This is a genomic window from Allomuricauda sp. ARW1Y1 (assembly GCF_013407935.1).
Classification (GTDB): domain Bacteria; phylum Bacteroidota; class Bacteroidia; order Flavobacteriales; family Flavobacteriaceae; genus Flagellimonas.
This window is the reverse complement of record NZ_JACBZU010000004.1, coordinates 30,524-47,890: the sequence shown is the minus strand read 5'-3', so window position 1 is coordinate 47,890 and position 17,367 is coordinate 30,524. Positions and strand designations below refer to the sequence as shown.

The window sequence follows — 17,367 nt, the reverse complement described above, 5'->3', positions numbered from 1 at the left end:
TTGTTGTATTTTTGCACTCCATTTTAAGGAACTATGCGCACAAAATCGCTTAAAAAGAACAAAATCAATGTGGTGACCTTGGGTTGTAGCAAAAACGTCTACGATTCCGAAGTGTTGATGGGACAACTGCGTGCCAACAACAAGGAAGTTGCCCATGAGGAGGAAGGCAATGTAGTGGTCATCAACACCTGCGGATTTATTGCCAATGCAAAGGAAGAAAGCGTCAATACGATTTTGGAATACGTGCAGCGCAAAGAGGCCGGTGATGTGGACAAGGTCTTTGTGACCGGCTGTTTGAGCGAGCGCTACAAACCCGATTTGGAGAAGGAGATTCCCAATGTAGATGCCTATTTTGGGACTACCGATCTTCCCAATTTATTGAAGGCCCTTGGGGCCGACTACAAGCACGAGCTGATTGGTGAGCGCTTGACCACCACCCCAAAAAACTACGCTTACCTTAAAATTGCCGAGGGCTGCGATAGGCCATGCTCCTTTTGTGCGATTCCTTTGATGCGCGGTAAACACCGTAGCACCCCTATTGAGGATTTGGTGAAAGAGGCCGAAAAATTGGCAGCAAATGGTGTTAAGGAATTGATTTTGATTGCCCAAGACCTTACCTATTATGGTCTGGATTTGTATAAGAAACGAAACTTGGCCGAACTTCTCCAAGCCTTGGCCCAAGTGGAGGGTATTGAATGGATTCGTTTGCACTACGCTTTCCCAACGGGCTTCCCTATGGATGTGTTGGAGGTGATGCGCAACGAACCCAAAATCTGCAATTACATCGATATTCCGTTGCAGCATATATCGGACAGTATCCTTAAAAGTATGCGTAGAGGAACCACCCAAGCCAAAACGACAAAACTGTTACAGGATTTCAGGGCGGCGGTACCCGAAATGGCCATACGAACCACCTTGATTGTGGGTTATCCCGGAGAGACTGAGGAAGATTTTGAGACCTTGAAACAATGGGTGCGGGACATGCGTTTTGAGCGCTTGGGCTGTTTTACCTATAGCCATGAGGAAAATACCCATGCCTACCAGTTGGAGGACGATGTTCCCGAAGACGTAAAGCAAGAACGGGCCAATTCTATCATGGAAATCCAATCCCAGATTTCGTGGGAGCTCAATCAGGAAAAAATTGGTAAAACCTTCCGTTGCATTATTGATAGGAAAGAAGGGAACCACTTTATCGGTCGTACCGAATTTGATTCCCCCGATGTGGACAACGAGGTACTTATCGATGCGACCAAACATTACGTGAAAATTGGTGATTTCACCAACATCAAGATCACGGATGCATCCGACTACGACCTTTTTGGGGAACCCGTGTAATCCTGTTTTTTTAATGTAGATTTTCTAGTGCAACTTCCCGTTGCATCCCATATACGATAAAGCTGTTGGTATATCGCGCAATCCCTTTGCGCGTTGACACAATGGCTTTTTTGTTTTCCGTTTCTTCTAAACCGTCAAAACTGACAATGGTCATGGTTTGTAATTGGACTCTTATCTAATTTTAGGGGATTGAACCATTTTTCATGTTCATGGTCCCCAAATCCCCTGCTTTATGCCATTTTGGATGAGCTATTATTGAATAATGACAATTAACTATAACCATTATGAACCAAAATCACAATAAACTAAAAGCAAGCGTCACCCTGCTTCGCATTTTTATAGGGTGGCACTTTTTATTTGAAGGTGTGGTGAAAATGTACAATCCCGAGTGGACCTCATTCGGGTACCTGGCCACTGCACAAGGACCATTTGAGTGGTTCTTTACCCTATTGATTGGGGATGCTACCATTGGTTGGGTGGATACCTTGAACATTATTGCCCTTATGGTAGTAGGAGTGACCTTTACCTTGGGCATTTTTGAACGTATTGGCGCTATAGTGGGCATTGGCCTGCTTGCCCTTTACTTTTTGGCTCACCCACCCTTTCCTGGTCTTACACAAATGAATGTGGAAGGGAACTATTGGCTCATCAACAAAAACTTGATTGAAATGGTGGCCTGTATCGTAATCTACCAACTGCCTACGGGGCGGTATTTTGGATTGGACTATCTCAGAAAGCATAAACTTAAAACCCAAGAGCAATGAAATGGACTAGAAGAGACCTGTTAATAGGATTGGGAGGCCTTCCCATATTGGGCGCTGTATGGTGGGCCGGAGCTGCGACCTCTGTCGGTTCCAGAAAAAAGCGTTCGGAAATATTGGAGCAACTCAATATAAAACCGTCACTGCCCCCAGCCGTACCCGGAATAGGAGGAGACCCTGTTCGTATCGGGGTCATTGGGTTTGGTATACGGGGCGAACAGTTGACAAGGGCCTTGGGATTTGCAACGGATGAATGGAAGGAGGAAATGCGATTGGCCGCCGAAGAAGACCCCAATAACAAACGATTGGAGGATTTTGAAAGCCAAGAACGTCTCAATGTCAAATTGGTGGGTATCTGCGACATATTTGATGTGAGGGCAGAAACGTTTATCAATTCCTTTTCCACAGCGGACCATAAAGTAAAGCGATATACCACCTATACCGATATGATCCGTAGCGGTGAAGTGGATGCTGTGGTGATTGCTACCCCTGATCATTGGCATGCTCCCATGTCCATCGAGGCCTTGAACAACAATGTGCACGTGTATGTGGAAAAACCGATGACACATACCGTAGGTGAAACCTATACATTGCGCGAAGCCGCAGCAAATTCAGATGCGGTCTTTGCCGTGGGACACCAACACAGACAAACCCTTAGCTTTGGAACGGCCAGGGATATTGTGGAAAAAGGAACCTTGGGCCATGTCTCATTGATTCAGACCAATACCAACAGGAACGATGACAATGGTGCCTGGAACTATGATATCCATGAAAAGGCCAGTCCTGAAACTATCGACTGGGAGCAATTTTTGGGCTCTGCACCAAAGGTGCCATTTAATAAGAACCACTTTTTTAGATGGCGTAAATGGTGGGCCTATGGCTCTGGACTCTCTGGGGATTTGTTGACCCACGATTACGACCGTTTGAACTGTGTGCTCAATATGGGGATACCTGCTTCGGTGAGTGCTTCGGGGGGAATATACACCCATAATGATGGCAGAAACGTTCCCGATGTCATACAGGTGAATATGGAATTCCCCGATTTCAGTACGGGCAGCAGCCAAACCAAGGGCAAGGAAAAAGGAATGACATTCTGCTATAGTGCTACTTTGGGCAACGGCTTCAACAGACCCACTGTTTTGATGGGCCACGATGCCACCATGGAATTGGGCAACCGTTTGACTGTCTGGCCAGATGGCGCATCCACCCGATATGCCGAAATGCTGGAAGCTGAAAAAATGAGACCCGATGTGCCCATTTATCAATATGATCCTGCAGGCACCGCTACCGATGCGGTATCCTCTGCAACTTCGCAATATTTTGCTGATAAAGGGCTTATGTGGACCTACATTGATGGTGTTCGTGTGGACTCTACCTTTTTGCATATGCGCGAATGGTTGAGCGTTATTAAAAATGGAGGAAAGGTCAGTTGTGGAATCAACGAAGGCTTCGATGAAGCAATTTCGGCCCATATGGCAGGTCTGTCGTGGAAATTGGGCAGAAAAATAGAATGGGATGCCGCTAGCCAGACCTTAAAGCCCATCGAAGGCATTGATTTTGACCAAGTACTCTTGGCCAACGAAAATTGGAACATACAACCAGAGATGGTTGGGTGAGGTTTCTTGATTTTTAAGGATTTTAGTCCGGAAAGTGGGACGTTGCAAAAAGGATTCTTCCTTGGTCAATGTCCCACTTTAATTTTAGTGTACTTTCCAAACATCAAAGGGTAACGAAGGAAACCAATTGTTCCACATTGGGATGGTCGCTTCCCCCCGCAGGTTCAATAGTGATGTTAAGGGATTCCGCGTTCTCGATATATTTTAAGGACACTAATTCCGTATCGGTGGGCAGTGTGCCCATACTGATCATTTCCCCGTCCACATCGCTCCACATTTGATAGGTCTTATCACTTGGCAAAACGGGTAGGCCTTTGGGGTTGACCAGTACTAAGTGGTTTTTGTGGTTTACATAGACAACCGCCTTTCCATTAGGTGCCTTTTGGTTTCCGTACAGTACCAAAGGAATCACATCGGGATTGTTGATGCTTTCCAGACGATTGGAAGTCAATCGAAATTCAGATTCCAGATTATTTACCTGACGTTGTAATCTATCTGTCTGTGTTTGCAGCGTCTCCAAGTTACTTTCGGCATTTTGCCATTTTTCATAGAGCCAAAAGCTGCTCAGACCAAAAATCAGGGCAAAACCTGCCGCTATGGAAAGGGGCGTCCAATTGGTCTTGCGTATCAAATTAGGTTGTACTGAGTCTTTGATTCTTGCCTTCACGGCTGGGGGTGGTGCAATGGCCTGCTCCATGCCCATTCGTTCAAAGTCGGCTTCCAGGGCATCAAACTGCTCCCGTAGTGCTGTATCTTGGCCCAGGGCTTCTTCCACCATGGAGGCCTGTTCCTCTGAAAGCTCTCCGGTAAGATAAAGCTCCAGAAGTCCTTCTTCCAATATCTTTTTCTTTTCCATCATGCCATTAATTCTAAAACGGCCCAAATATAGACCAACTTGGTACCGTACGTCTCCCTTAATTGTTTTAGTGCTTGTCGAACATAGGATTTAAAGGTGCCCAACGGGACCCCCATCTTTTCGTGGGCCTCCCTATGGGTGTACCCGCTGTAATATACCAGTGCAATTGCCTGTTGATGGTGGGGCTCCAGAGATTTGATGGAACCTTTCAATTCTGAATAATCCGGTGCCTCTTCATCATCCTTGATATTAGTATATACACTTAAATCATCCGTTTGGATGAGCTTGTTCTTGGTTCTCAATGCATTTAGGGTCGTATTTCGTGCAATCCGGTATGCCCAGGTGTAAAATCTTCCCTTGGATGCATCATAACCATCAATACTTTTCCAAATTTTGATAAAAGTCTCCTGCAACAGGTCCTCCGCCTTATTTTGATCCCTGCACATTCGGAGTATGACCCCGAAAAGTGCCCCGGAATATTTATCGTAAAGTTGGTAGAGTGCCGTGTCGTCGCCGGAAAGCAATCGGTTTATAAGCTCTGTATCGTTGGTTGTGGTCCTCATTGTCGATGTTAAAGATATGATAAAAAACCACAGACTTCATCCAGAAGGTAAAAGCATGTGTAAATACTAATAGAAAGCGCTTTAAAAACAATAATCATTAAAATTTAAATCTGAAAACATGAAAAAATTAATTTTTGCACTAGCCGCCTTTGCAATTTTGTTGGCACCTAAAACAACTACAGCACAATCTAAGGACATCGTTGATGTTGCCGTATCGGTAGATGACTTTTCAACCTTGGTCACTGCACTCAAGGCCGCTGATTTGGTGGGAGCTTTGAAAGGTGATGGACCTTTTACCGTATTTGCGCCGGTCAATTCAGGATTTGCCAAAATCGATTCCGAAACCTTGAATTCCCTATTGCAGCCCGAGAACAAAGAACAACTATCCGCAATCTTAACCTATCACGTGGTTTCTGGAAAGCTAATGGCCTCTGATGTGGCCGCTGCCCTTGGAAAAGGAAACGGTAAAGCAGAACTTACAACCTTGAACGGTGGGAAATTGACTGCTATGAAAAAGGACGACGGTATCTATTTGAAAGATGCCAAAGGGAATTGGAGCAAAATCTCCAAAACCGATGTCGTTGCCTCAAATGGAGTGATCCATATTATTGAGGATGTTGTAATGCCCAACTAAGTAAGCGTTGTTCGTTTTGATGCTGAAAAGCACCGCGGGGGCGGTGCTTTTCTATTTTATAAGGTAAGCTGAAGTTATCTTTTCCGTTTCAACTCTAATTGGTACAGTTCCCGACCCAATTGCGCCAAAAAGGGTATGCCCACCTCGTCATATTCGTAGGCATCGTCATTGAAGACTTCATCACTATTCACCAAAATAGTGGCCGTTAACATAAAATCGATGTTGTTTTTGGTGTCTTTGATGTAAGCGTTGTCCGTTAGTGTGCCATAGGCATAGCCCACTTTGTTGTAGATTTTGATATGCTTCGGCATGGGTTCCGTTAGGTCCCCAAACATGAAAAATTTGACATAGCTGTCGTAATAGTCCACAGGGTCGTATCCCACTTTTGAAGGCAAGGTATGCATAGCCTCCAACAGAAATTCCAGTTGTTTCTTATTCAGCTTGAACTGTTGGGCTTCGGGAAACGCCTCCGGGAAGATGATTCGTTTCAACAAGGCGGATTGGGCATCGATGGGAAAGTAGTTCTTCAAACTGAAATCAAAGGCACCCTGTTGATAGGTTTCCCCAGCTATATATCCTTTTCCTTTTTTGATGTCGTTAAGTTCCAGAGGTTGAATGGCGGCATTAATAATGGAGCTGCTCAAGGCCGTGGTCGAATCGTTCAAATAAAAAACCAAAGGTTTGGTGGTCACATCGTCCGCATTATCCGTGGAAAGTCTATGGGCAATCCTAATGGGACTGACCCCTCTTCGTTCCATCCTGCGGTTGAGGTCGTCCTGCCCCAAAAACTCCAACAAGCGGTTGTTCGCTGCATTGTCCGAAACCGCAAAGATTTCCGAAACTGCCTTGGCAAAGGTGGTCTGTACCGAATCGCCTTCCACAAAAAAGCGGGTGTCCATGGATAGGGAGTCAATCTCGTTCAACTTTTCCAGAGCGGCCACGGCTGCAGGGAACTTTACCGTGCTGGCCGGATAAAAATAGCTGTTCGCGTCCACTTGAAAATCATGGTCCGTAAATATTACGCTATCGTTTCGTCGGTCAATTTGGGTATAGCGAATTTGGACCTCGTAGGCATCCAAATTGTCCATTACCCTTTGAATGTTCGGGCTCTGGGAAGCAAGGGCTTTCTCCAGTGGGGGGGTGTCATTTTTTGCACAGGACACGACCCACAAAGCCGTGCCTAAGATTACGAATCTGGTCCACATAAGCAATACCTTATATTTCACCCGTATATATCTGACCCCTATGTGGTTTTAGGATGCTGCGCACCTCTTTGAGTTCAAATTCCGCCACTACCAAAAAGGCAATGCTATGGGTTGGGCTGAAATGTTCCACCCCTCCTAGGTCGTACTTCAGTTCTTCGACCTCGACGAACTCCTTAAGGTGCTTTAGGTAATGTTCTGCCGTATGGGCCGCACTGGGTCCACGAAAATCCCAAATAATCTTGATTTTTCTATCCAAAAGTTTATCCATTGTATTTAGTTATTTAGTACCGACTCGCCTTTTTCGGCAAATGCCTTAAAATCTTCCATGTATGCCAAGGACTGCTTTTTAAATGCCCCAGGCATCAAAAGTCCCATCAATTTCATTCCAAAACTGGAGAATTGGAACTCCGTCTCGGAAATCCATCGGGTTTTGTCTCCTTCGTCCCTAAAGTAGTTTTTTTGAATATTGTGCACGCCTTTGGTATCGTAGGTCATGTGCATTTCTTCTGGAAGCTGTTTTTTGATGATAGTCTCCACCATGCTAAGTTCGCGTTTTCCCATTTTGTAGCTCAGGCTCATTTGGGCGCCTTCCTGTCCAGGGTTGGGTGAAAGTTGCTCAAATTCCAATAGTCCCTTTTGCCAGTGTTTCATGTTCTCCGGGTCTATCATTTTTTCGATAAATTCATCCCTTGGTACATTCACAACGACTTCGGTAGTATACTTCATGTTGGTTTGGTTTTGCACTAATGTAGCAATTTCTGTGCATCTATCCCCAACCAAAAAATTCTGTTAATGATATGAGAACCTTCTTGTAAGGGATTTTGTAATTGTTATTTTTGCGAAATGCTTAAGCTCCAAAAAAATAGGTTCTTCCTACTATGCTGTTTTGTGGCGCTATTGGTTTCCTCCTGCGAGGGGATGTTCAATAAGGAAGAGGAAAAGGAACCCTTGGCACGGGTAGGCGATACCTATCTTTACAAGGAAGATGTCGCGTCTTTGATACGAGATGACATGACGGCCGAGGATAGCACCATTTTCGTGACCAATTACATCAACAATTGGGCGTCGAAGCAATTACTGCTCGATAAATCCAAGATCAATCTGCCTGAAGAAAAGCTGAGGGAATTTGACCGTTTGGTCTCGGATTACAGATCGGACCTTTACACACGTGCCTACATTGAGGCTTTGGTGCTCCAATCCCAAGATACTGCGGTCACCAAAAACCAGTTGCAAGAATTTTACGATAGGGAGAAGGAAAACTTCAAACTGAACGAGAAATTGGTGCAGTTGCGTTTTGTGGGCATGTCCGAACAATTTCTGGACCGCGATGGGGTAGAGCAAAAAATCAAGAATTGGGACGAGGCTGATAAACGGTATTTGGATTCCATAGCGGTCCAATTCAAAAAAATCCATTTTAACGACTCCATTTGGGTAAGTGCCAGTCGGGTAATCGAGGAAATACCCCCATTGACGCAGGCAAATGAGGAATCCCACTTAAAAAAATCACAATTTTTTGAGCTACAAGACTCGTTAGAGGTATATTTGGGCTGGGTGACCAACGTTCTGGAAGTCAATGAAACAGCCCCGTTCGATTATGTGGAACCGGACATAAGGCAATTGATACTCAACCGGAGACGTTTGAATTATGTAAAAAAACTAGAAACCGAAATAATAGATGAAGCTATCAAGAAGAATGAATTTGAGGTTTATGACAAAGAAAATTAAGGCACTTTCCATCGCACTAGTGGCGATTGTTGGAATGGTGCAGGCACAGGAAGTGGACCAAGCTTTGAGCGAGACAGATTCCACCACTAATACCAACCGGGTTAAATTGGACGGTATCGCTGCCGTCATTGGCGATTATGTGATCCTGGAATCGGATATCGACAAGACCTTGATCGATTTGCAGAACCAAGGAGCGTCCACAGAAGACGTAACCCGCTGCGGATTATTGGGCAAACTTATGGAGGACCGGTTGTATGCGCATCAAGCGGTGCAGGACAGTTTATTGGTCTCCGACGATATGGTGAATGCCCAAAGTGATCGTCAAATCCAGCAACTGACCCAACAGATCGGTAGTGTGGAGAAGATGCTGAGCTACTACAAAAAATCGGATATGGAAAGTTTCCGCGAAGAGCTGTTTGAAATCAACAAACTGCGGATGCTTTCTGAAAAGATGCAGGGAAAAATCGTTGAGGAAATTGAAGTGACCCCTGAGGAGGTGCGTCAGTTCTTCTATAAAATTCCAGAAGATGAGCGCCCAGTATTTGGAGCGGAATTGGAAATTGCCCAGATTGTAAAACAGCCGGAAGCCCCTGAAGAGGAAAAGCAAAAGGTCATCAACCAACTGAAGGAAATCCGTCAAGATGTGTTGGAGAACGATGCTAGTTTCAATGTGAAGGCTATTTTGTACTCACAAGACCCAGGGTCAAAATCAAAAGGTGGATTTTACAGTATGACCAAGGAAACACCTTTTGTAAAGGAATTTAAGGATGTTGCCTTCAGCCTTAGGGAAGGGGAAATTTCAGAGCCTTTTGAAACCATTTTTGGTTATCATATTATTTATATCGAAAAAATCAGGGGTCAGGAATTGGATTTAAGACATATCTTGATGATTCCAGATATTCCTAAAAGTGCCATCGACAAAGCGGTGAAAGAACTGGATAGCATCCGTCAGCAGGTTTTGGATGGTAAATATACGTTCGCAGAAGCCGCATTGAACTTTTCCGATGAAAAAGAGACCAAGTTCGATGGTGGATTGCTACGAAACCCAATCAACTTCGACTCCCGTTTTGAACTGACCAAAATGGACCCTACCCTTTACAATCAGGTACGAAACCTGAAAGACGGGGAAATTTCAAGGCCTATTCGCGAGGATGACCCAAGAGGGGGACCTCCAAAGTTCAAGATCATGAAGATTTCCAACCGCTATGATGAACATGAGGCCGATTTTGCGAAAGATTATATGAAGATACAGGAATTGGCTCTTCGCGAGAAACAATTCAAGGCCATTAAGGAGTGGATGGACGAACATATCGAAGACACCTATATTCACGTAGATCCGGACAATAGGGACTGTGATTTTGCGAACAACTGGGTAAAGGAATAATTGTATGTCGGATGTTGTTGCAGTAGAAAATCTGGTTAAAAAGCATCAAGAGCTAAAAAAGGAAATCGCAAAGGTCATTGTAGGCCAGGAGGCGGTCATCGAACAAATACTCTTGTCCATATACACTGGAGGACATTCCTTGCTGATAGGTGTTCCCGGTCTGGCGAAGACTTTGATGGTCAATACCATAGCGCAGACCTTGGGATTGGATTTCAAAAGGATACAATTTACTCCCGATTTGATGCCCAGTGATATTTTGGGCAGTGAGGTGCTCGACCAAAACCGCAATTTCAAATTCATTATGGGTCCTGTGTTCGGGAATATCATCCTCGCGGACGAAATCAACCGGACGCCACCCAAAACACAGGCTGCCTTGTTGGAAGCTATGCAGGAAAGGGCCGTAACCATTGGCGGAAAGCAGTACAAGCTCAATGAGCCCTATTTTGTACTGGCTACACAGAATCCCATTGAGCAAGAAGGAACCTATCCCTTGCCAGAGGCCCAATTGGACCGTTTTATGTTCGCCATCGAACTCAAATACCCGTCCATCGCGGAGGAAATACAGGTAGTCAAATCCACCACCACCGATGATCAGGTGACCATCAATACACTTTTTGATGCTGAAGAGATCATTGAAGTGCAACATTTGATTCGTCGCATACCAGTGCCAGACAATGTTATCGATTATGCCGTGAGGCTGGTGAACAGAACAAGGCCAGGGCAAGAAGACGCACCGGATTTTGTAAAAAACTACATCGATTGGGGCGCTGGGCCAAGGGCTTCACAAAATTTGGTGCTGGCTGCAAAAGCCCATGCCGCTATCCACGGGAAGTTCTCTCCGGACATTGAAGATGTAAAGGCGGTAAGCTTGGGAATCCTTCGTCACCGGATTTTAAAAAACTACAAAGCGGAAGCTGAAGGTCTCACAGAAGAAAAAATTATCACAGAATTGTTGTAAAAATAATTTGGTCAAGACGGATTTAGTTCGATTCTAATTCCAAATTACTATACGATTTAGTAAATTTACCGAATTACGAAAATCTTAAAAACTCAATTGTAGAATGGCATTTGATATAGACATGATAAAGGGTGTCTACGCTTCCATGGGGGAACGCGTGGAAAAGGCCCGTGAATTGGTGGGCAAGCCCCTTACACTTTCAGAAAAAATCTTATACTCCCACCTTTGGGACGGTAAACCGGAAAAGGCCTTTGTTAGAGGCAAGGATTACGTTGACTTTGCCCCCGATAGGATTGCATGTCAAGATGCAACGGCCCAAATGGCTCTGTTGCAATTTATGCAGGCTGGAAAAGACAAGGTGGCAGTTCCTACAACGGTTCACTGTGACCACTTGATCCAAGCCAAAGAAGGTGCCGCACAAGATTTGAAACATGCCAACGAGACCAGCAAGGAAGTTTTTGATTTTCTGGAGTCTGTATCGAACAAATACGGAATCGGCTTTTGGAAGCCGGGAGCAGGTATCATTCACCAAGTAGTTTTGGAGAACTATGCCTTTCCGGGCGGTATGATGATAGGAACCGACTCACACACCGTAAATGCCGGTGGACTGGGGATGGTGGCCATTGGAGTAGGTGGTGCCGATGCCGTGGATGTAATGGCCGGAATGGCCTGGGAACTTAAATTCCCTAAATTGATCGGTGTAAAGTTGACCGGAAAACTATCAGGTTGGACCGCACCCAAGGATGTTATCCTTAAAGTAGCCGAAATTCTTACCGTAAAAGGCGGTACGGGTGCCATTGTAGAATATTTTGGCCCTGGAGCCACGTCCATGTCATGTACCGGTAAAGGAACCATTTGTAACATGGGTGCTGAAATCGGTGCTACCACGTCAACCTTTGGTTATGACGAGTCCATGGAGCGCTATCTAAGAGCTACGGATAGATCCGATGTGGCCGATGAAGCCAATAGAGTAAAAGAACACTTGACTGCAGACCCCGAAGTATATGCCAATCCAGAGCAGTATTTTGATCAAGTGATCGAAATCAATCTTTCCGAATTGAAACCATTGCTCAATGGACCATTTACTCCGGATTTGGCCACAGAAGTGGGGACCATGAAGGAAAAGGCGGAGAAAAATGGATGGCCATTGGCCGTGGAGTGGGGATTGATAGGTTCTTGTACCAACTCTTCCTATGAAGATTTATCTCGAGCCTCATCGATTGCACAACAGGCTTTGGACAAAAAGCTGAAGACAAAGGCCGAGTTTGGAATCAACCCAGGTTCGGAACAAGTACGATATACAACGGAGCGGGACGGTATCCTCGAAATCTTTGAAAAGCTGGATGCCAAAATCTTCACCAACGCCTGCGGACCATGTATCGGTCAGTGGGGACGTTATGAAGATCCAAAGAACGCACCCAAGAACAGTATCGTACATTCCTTCAACCGAAACTTCGCAAAGCGTGCGGACGGTAACCCGAATACCCACGCATTTGTGGCATCACCAGAGATGACCGCTGCGATTGCCATTGCAGGTCGTTTGGACTTTAACCCGTTGACCGATAAGTTGATCAATGAGGACGGTGAAGAAGTGATGTTGGATGAGCCAACAGGCTGGGAATTGCCTCCAAAAGGTTTTGAAGTGAAGGAGAATGGTTACCTAGAGCCCGTTAAGGATGGAAGCGGAGTTGAGGTAATCGTTGCCGAAGGTTCTGAAAGACTACAATTGTTGGAGCCTTTTGAGCCTATCACTGCAAAAGACCTTCAAGGTATGAAGCTGCTGATCAAGGCCTTTGGAAAATGTACCACGGACCACATTTCCATGGCGGGACCATGGTTGCGCTTTAGAGGGCATTTGGACAATATTGCCAACAATACCTTAATTGGAGCAGTCAATGCCTTCAACCAAAAAACTAACTTTGTCAAGAACCAATTGACAGGGGAGTACGGTGGAGTTCCAGATACCCAGCGCGAGTACAAAAAGAAAGGTATCAAGACCATTGTTGTGGGAGACCATAACTACGGTGAAGGATCTTCCCGTGAGCATGCGGCTATGCAACCGAGACATTTGGGCGTAGCTGTGGTTTTGGTGAAATCGTTTGCAAGGATTCATGAGACCAACTTGAAGAAACAAGGAATGTTGGCCTTGACCTTTGTCAATGAGAACGATTATGATCTGATCCAAGAAGACGATACCTTCAATTTTGTGGATGTTGCAGAGTTTGCACCGGACAAGCCACTCACCATTGAGGTAGTGCATGCCGATGGTAGCAAAGACACTATTATGGCAAACCATTCTTACAACGATGCACAGATCAAATGGTTCAATGAAGGTTCGGCCTTGAACTTGATCAAAAAACAAAATGCTTAATTGTATCTAAAATAATCTGTTGAAACTCCTGATATCGACTATTGATGTCAGGAGTTTTTATTTTTTGAGAAAAACCATTCCATGAAAATCAGTAAGAAGACCGTCCTCAATATCATTTTGATTCTCTTTGTCCTGTCATTTTTTGTGACTCCCATTGGATATTATGGGAAAATCTGGTTGAACAGGCTCTTCTCGTTTTCCCCAGCGGTCATTGAGGAAACGGAGCGTCAACAGATTACGGATTACGATTGGCGATTAAAGGATGCTGATTGGAACTTCTTCAATTTTGAAAAATCCAAGGGAAATGTGGTCTTCATCAATTTTTGGGCCTCTTGGCGACTGCCTTCCGAAGCGGAGCTTGCAAGTATTCAGGAATTGTACGACAAATACAAAGGGCAAATGGATTTTTATATCATTACCAATGAAGAGCAAGAACCCGTTGAAGCTTTTATGGAGGAGCATGGATTTTCCTTCCCTATCACCTATTTGATCATAGGAGAGAAGATGCCGGTGGATGCCAGTAAGGTGCCATCATCCTATCTGCTCGATAAGGAGGGCCATATCGTAATCCATGAAGAAGGCATTTCGGATTGGAGCTCGAAAAAGGTGTACCAGTTATTGGATGAATTGATTGCAGAATGAAAATTACAAAGGAACAGGTCGGCAATGTTATTTGGATTGTAGCGATATTGCTCATTCTTTTTACCCCAGTAGGATTTCATGTGCGCGTGTGGGCCAACAAAGCCATGGCAGCGATTGTCAGTCCAAGCACGGTAGAAGAATCAAAGCGTTCAGTTTTGGAGGATTATACTTGGAACTGGGTCGATTTGGAAGGCAAACCAGCCAATCTTCAATCCAAAAAGGGCAAAGTGATCGTGATCAACGTTTGGGCCACTTGGTGTCCACCCTGTGTGGCTGAGCTTCCCGGTTTTGCGACACTATATGCAGACTATAAGGACAAGGTCGAATTTGCCTTTGTAGCCAATGACGACCAAGAAAAAGTGCTGACTTTTTTGGAGAAAAAGGGTTATGATTTACCTGTCTATTTTCAGGTATCGGCCGCTCCAAAAGCGTTGGAGAGCGGAAGCATCCCTGTTACCTACATCATAGATAAAAAAGGCGATGTGGTGGTGGACAAAACAGGTGCGGCCAACTGGAATTCGGACAAGGTCCGCAATCTTTTGGACCAACTGTTGGCCCAATAACTACTTTTTCTTAAAGTATTTGAAGGGAACCACCAACATCCCAAAACATTCTCCATCTTCTTTCCCTAGATGCTTGTGATGGATTTTGTGCGCCCTGCGAACTCCACGGGCATACCAATTATTGGCATTGCGGAACATTTTAAAGCGTTGGTGAATAAAAATATCATGTACCATAAAATAGGCGATTCCATAGGCCAATATGCCGAAGCCCAACGGCCAACCATACCAGAAAGAAGTGGCGCTGCCCAGATAAAACAGGGACATGCTCACTACGGCATAGAAGATAAAAAAGGCATCGTTACGCTCGAACCAAGAGTCATGGTCCTTTCTGTGATGATCCTTGTGAAGGCTCCATAAGAAGCCGTGCATCACATACTTGTGGGTAAACCATGCCATAAATTCCATAAAGCAAAAAGTTGCCAAAAATATCAATATCCAAAGTGTTACTTTCATTGTACCAATTGTAGTTTATAATTAACGTAAGATTGTGCCAAAAGTCCGAATTTTTGATAATTGGGCACACGTATCCTGGTATTTTTTATTTCTAAAGGTGGAGTGCTCTGCAATTTTTGCAACAGCTTTTTATAATAGCGGTATGCAGTATAAACGCCAAACTTAGCCTGTTCCGGCAATTCAACGATACCTGCATAACCCAAGGCGAAATCTGCTTTAATTTCATTGACAATGCGTCTTTTGGACGCTTCATCGAGTTCCAAAAGGTCAGTGTCGGGAAAATAGGTGCGGTTCAAGTCCTCATAATCCGCTTTCAGGTCCCTGAGGAAATTCACCTTTTGGAACGCTGACCCTAGTGCCATGGCAGACTCTTTCAACCTTTCATATTTTTCCTTGTCCCCATCCACAAATACACAGAGGCACATTAGGCCGACTACATCAGCGGAACCATAGATGTACTCCCGGTATTCATCAAAAGTCTCGTAGTTTTTCTTGGTCAGGTCCATCCGCATACTCTTCATAAATGACTCCACCAAATGATGCGGAATGTCGTATTTATGATAGGTATGCTGAAATGCGTTCAAAATTGGATTTAGGCTGATTTTATCCGCGATGGCCCGCTCCATGTCCTTTTCAAAGGCATCGAACAGTTGTGCTTTATCGTAATCATGAAAAGTATCCACGATTTCATCCGCAAATCGCACAAAACCATAAATATTGTAAATATCGGCCCTGATCGATGGGGCCAGCATTTTGGTGGCCAAGGAAAAGGAAGTGCTGTAAGACTTGGTTACGATCTTACTGCAATCGTACGAGACGTTGTCAAAAATAGTTTTCATCGGTTTTCATCTTTAATGATTAAATCAGCCACCAGTTTACCGGATATCAGGGATGGTGGGACCCCTGGTCCGGGTACGGTCAACTGACCGGTAAAGAACAAGTTTTTTACCTTGCTACTTTTGAGGTTAGGTCTTAAAAAAGCGGTCTGGCGCAACGTGTTGGCCATTCCATAAGCGTTTCCTTTATAGGAATTGTACTGTTCCACAAAATCGTTTACGCAGAAACTTTCCCGAAAAATTACAGAATTTTTTACAGATTGATGGGTTAAATTTTCAAATCGGTCCATCACAATATCAAAATATTGATCCCGTAGTTGAGGGGTGTCTTCCAAGCCCGGAGCGATAGGCACCAAGAAAAAGCCCGTTTCCATGCCTTCCGGCGCCATGGAGGCATCCGTTACCGAGGGGAAATTGGCATAGAACAGCGGATTGCTCGGCCATTGTGGACGGTCATATATTTCTTGTGCATGCTGCTCAAAATCGGTGTCAAAGAACAGGTTGTGGTGCTCGATATTGTTCAATTTCTTATCAAAGCCGATGTAAAACAATAGGGAGGAAGGGGCGTAGGTCTTTTTGGCCCAGTAGTCCTCCGAATATTGTCGGTATTTTTTGTCCAAGAGGGTCTCGGAATGATGATAATCCGCCCCACTGACCACATAATCGGCCAAGTGATTGTTTCCTTTGCTTCGTATGCCCAGTACTTCTCCTTCTGACACTAGGATGTGGCTGACGGGACTGTTGGTATGTATGGTTACTCCAAGTTCCTCTGCGACACCTTTCATGGCCTTGATGATTTCATACATTCCGCCTTTGGGATGCCAAGTACCGAGGCCAAAATCGGCAAAATTCATAAAATTATAGAAAGAAGGCGTCTTACTGGGTTTGGCTCCCAAAAACAGCACAGGAAATTCCAAGGTGGACACCAATTTGGGATTTTTGAACCTTTTTCTGACCTGTTGACTTATGGTCTTGAAAAATTGGTCCACTTTGAGCACGGTTTCCTTGGTTACGAGCTCCAAAGGGGAAAGGCCAGGACGCAAAACCACTTTGTTTATGGCGATGTCATAATTTTCCTGAGCCTCACCGATAAACTGTTTCAAATGCTTGCTACTACCGGATTCGATGCGCTCAAACTCCTCACAGATGCTTTCCATGCAGTCACCTATGGTAATCACATCATCCTCGAAAAATATTTTGTAAGCGGGGTTCAATTTGTCCAAATGGTAGTAGTCCGAGGTCTTTTTGCCAAAATCGGCAAAGAACTTTTCAAAAATATCGGGCATCCAATACCAACTTGGGCCAATATCAAAGGTAAACCCATCCTTTATCAGCTGACGGGCCCTTCCTCCCACGGTGTCGTTCTTTTCGAACATGTCTACCTCATATCCCGCCTTTGCCAAGTAGCAAGAGGCCGAAAGGGAAGAGAAACCGGAACCGATTACAATAACTTTTTTCATTGGAT

Annotated in this window: 18 protein-coding genes; 10 read left to right on the top strand and 8 right to left on the bottom strand. The window is 44.7% G+C overall.

All coding sequences use genetic code 11. The annotated features are described in order from the left end of the window. The first annotated feature begins 33 nt into the window (after positions 1–33). The 3 genes from rimO (at position 34) to GGE08_RS11410 (ending at position 3,712) form a co-directional block, all read left to right on the top strand. A complete protein-coding gene (rimO, locus tag GGE08_RS11420; RefSeq protein WP_179385025.1) occupies positions 34–1,335 on the top strand; it encodes a 30S ribosomal protein S12 methylthiotransferase RimO in 1,302 nt (433 codons plus the stop codon). A gap of 284 nt (positions 1,336–1,619) precedes the next feature. After that, the gene (locus GGE08_RS11415) at positions 1,620–2,099 is read left to right on the top strand and encodes a DoxX family protein (RefSeq protein ID WP_179385024.1); all 480 of its coding nucleotides are present in this window, start codon (positions 1,620–1,622) and stop codon (positions 2,097–2,099) included. Then, complete coding sequence (locus tag GGE08_RS11410) at positions 2,096–3,712, top strand: Gfo/Idh/MocA family protein (RefSeq protein WP_179385023.1); 1,617 nt, start codon at positions 2,096–2,098, stop codon at positions 3,710–3,712. The genes GGE08_RS11415 and GGE08_RS11410 overlap by 4 nt, the downstream gene beginning before the upstream one ends. A 103-nt stretch (positions 3,713–3,815) precedes the next feature. Here the strand turns inward: GGE08_RS11410 and GGE08_RS11405 are convergent, their stop codons facing one another. After that, a complete protein-coding gene (locus GGE08_RS11405; protein ID WP_179385022.1) occupies positions 3,816–4,571 on the bottom strand; it encodes an anti-sigma factor domain-containing protein in 756 nt (251 codons plus the stop codon). Next, the gene (locus GGE08_RS11400) at positions 4,568–5,131 is read right to left on the bottom strand and encodes an RNA polymerase sigma factor (protein ID WP_179385021.1); all 564 of its coding nucleotides are present in this window, start codon (positions 5,129–5,131) and stop codon (positions 4,568–4,570) included. Before GGE08_RS11400 ends, GGE08_RS11405 begins: the two co-directional genes overlap by 4 nt. A gap of 118 nt (positions 5,132–5,249) precedes the next feature. Between GGE08_RS11400 and GGE08_RS11395 the strand changes: the two genes are divergently transcribed. Then, complete coding sequence (locus tag GGE08_RS11395; protein ID WP_179385020.1) at positions 5,250–5,765, top strand: fasciclin domain-containing protein; 516 nt, start codon at positions 5,250–5,252, stop codon at positions 5,763–5,765. A 74-nt stretch (positions 5,766–5,839) separates the two neighbouring features. Here GGE08_RS11395 and GGE08_RS11390 read toward each other — a convergent pair whose 3' ends face one another. The 3 genes from GGE08_RS11390 to GGE08_RS11380 are packed head-to-tail and all read right to left on the bottom strand — an operon-like array spanning position 5,840 to position 7,696. Continuing rightward, positions 5,840–6,970: a serine hydrolase gene (locus tag GGE08_RS11390; RefSeq protein ID WP_179385019.1), complete on the bottom strand. Its 1,131-nt coding sequence runs from the start codon at positions 6,968–6,970 to the stop codon at positions 5,840–5,842. A gap of 10 nt (positions 6,971–6,980) precedes the next feature. Further along, positions 6,981–7,238, bottom strand: a complete 258-nt coding sequence (locus tag GGE08_RS11385) for a hypothetical protein (protein ID WP_179385018.1) — start codon at positions 7,236–7,238, stop codon at positions 6,981–6,983. 5 nt (positions 7,239–7,243) lie between these two features. Beyond that, the gene (locus tag GGE08_RS11380; protein ID WP_179385017.1) at positions 7,244–7,696 is read right to left on the bottom strand and encodes an SRPBCC family protein; all 453 of its coding nucleotides are present in this window, start codon (positions 7,694–7,696) and stop codon (positions 7,244–7,246) included. A gap of 117 nt (positions 7,697–7,813) precedes the next feature. Between GGE08_RS11380 and GGE08_RS11375 the strand changes: the two genes are divergently transcribed. The 6 genes from GGE08_RS11375 (at position 7,814) to GGE08_RS11350 (ending at position 14,613) form a co-directional block, all read left to right on the top strand. Continuing rightward, positions 7,814–8,695, top strand: a complete 882-nt coding sequence (locus tag GGE08_RS11375) for a peptidyl-prolyl cis-trans isomerase (protein WP_179385016.1) — start codon at positions 7,814–7,816, stop codon at positions 8,693–8,695. Beyond that, a complete protein-coding gene (locus tag GGE08_RS11370) occupies positions 8,679–10,079 on the top strand; it encodes a peptidylprolyl isomerase (RefSeq protein ID WP_257024019.1) in 1,401 nt (466 codons plus the stop codon). The genes GGE08_RS11375 and GGE08_RS11370 overlap by 17 nt, the downstream gene beginning before the upstream one ends. Positions 10,080–10,083: 4 nt before the next feature. After that, positions 10,084–11,037 carry a MoxR family ATPase gene (locus tag GGE08_RS11365; RefSeq protein WP_179385015.1) on the top strand — a complete coding sequence of 318 codons (954 nt, stop codon included), beginning with the start codon at positions 10,084–10,086 and terminating at the stop codon, positions 11,035–11,037. Positions 11,038–11,140: 103 nt separating this feature from the next. Continuing rightward, positions 11,141–13,408: an aconitate hydratase gene (locus GGE08_RS11360; RefSeq protein ID WP_179385014.1), complete on the top strand. Its 2,268-nt coding sequence runs from the start codon at positions 11,141–11,143 to the stop codon at positions 13,406–13,408. A gap of 81 nt (positions 13,409–13,489) precedes the next feature. Continuing rightward, positions 13,490–14,050, top strand: coding sequence for a TlpA family protein disulfide reductase (locus tag GGE08_RS11355; protein ID WP_179385013.1), 561 nt, complete (start codon positions 13,490–13,492; stop codon positions 14,048–14,050). Further along, complete coding sequence (locus tag GGE08_RS11350) at positions 14,047–14,613, top strand: TlpA family protein disulfide reductase (RefSeq protein ID WP_179385012.1); 567 nt, start codon at positions 14,047–14,049, stop codon at positions 14,611–14,613. The genes GGE08_RS11355 and GGE08_RS11350 overlap by 4 nt, the downstream gene beginning before the upstream one ends. Here the strand turns inward: GGE08_RS11350 and GGE08_RS11345 are convergent, their stop codons facing one another. The 3 genes from GGE08_RS11345 to GGE08_RS11335 are packed head-to-tail and all read right to left on the bottom strand — an operon-like array spanning position 14,614 to position 17,362. Beyond that, complete coding sequence (locus tag GGE08_RS11345) at positions 14,614–15,066, bottom strand: sterol desaturase family protein (protein WP_179385011.1); 453 nt, start codon at positions 15,064–15,066, stop codon at positions 14,614–14,616. Further along, on the bottom strand, positions 15,063–15,905 hold the full coding sequence (locus GGE08_RS11340; RefSeq protein WP_179385010.1) for a phytoene/squalene synthase family protein: 843 nt from the start codon (positions 15,903–15,905) through the stop codon (positions 15,063–15,065). The genes GGE08_RS11345 and GGE08_RS11340 overlap by 4 nt, the downstream gene beginning before the upstream one ends. Further along, positions 15,902–17,362 carry a phytoene desaturase family protein gene (locus GGE08_RS11335; RefSeq protein ID WP_179385009.1) on the bottom strand — a complete coding sequence of 487 codons (1,461 nt, stop codon included), beginning with the start codon at positions 17,360–17,362 and terminating at the stop codon, positions 15,902–15,904. Before GGE08_RS11335 ends, GGE08_RS11340 begins: the two co-directional genes overlap by 4 nt. Positions 17,363–17,367: the final 5 nt, after the last annotated feature.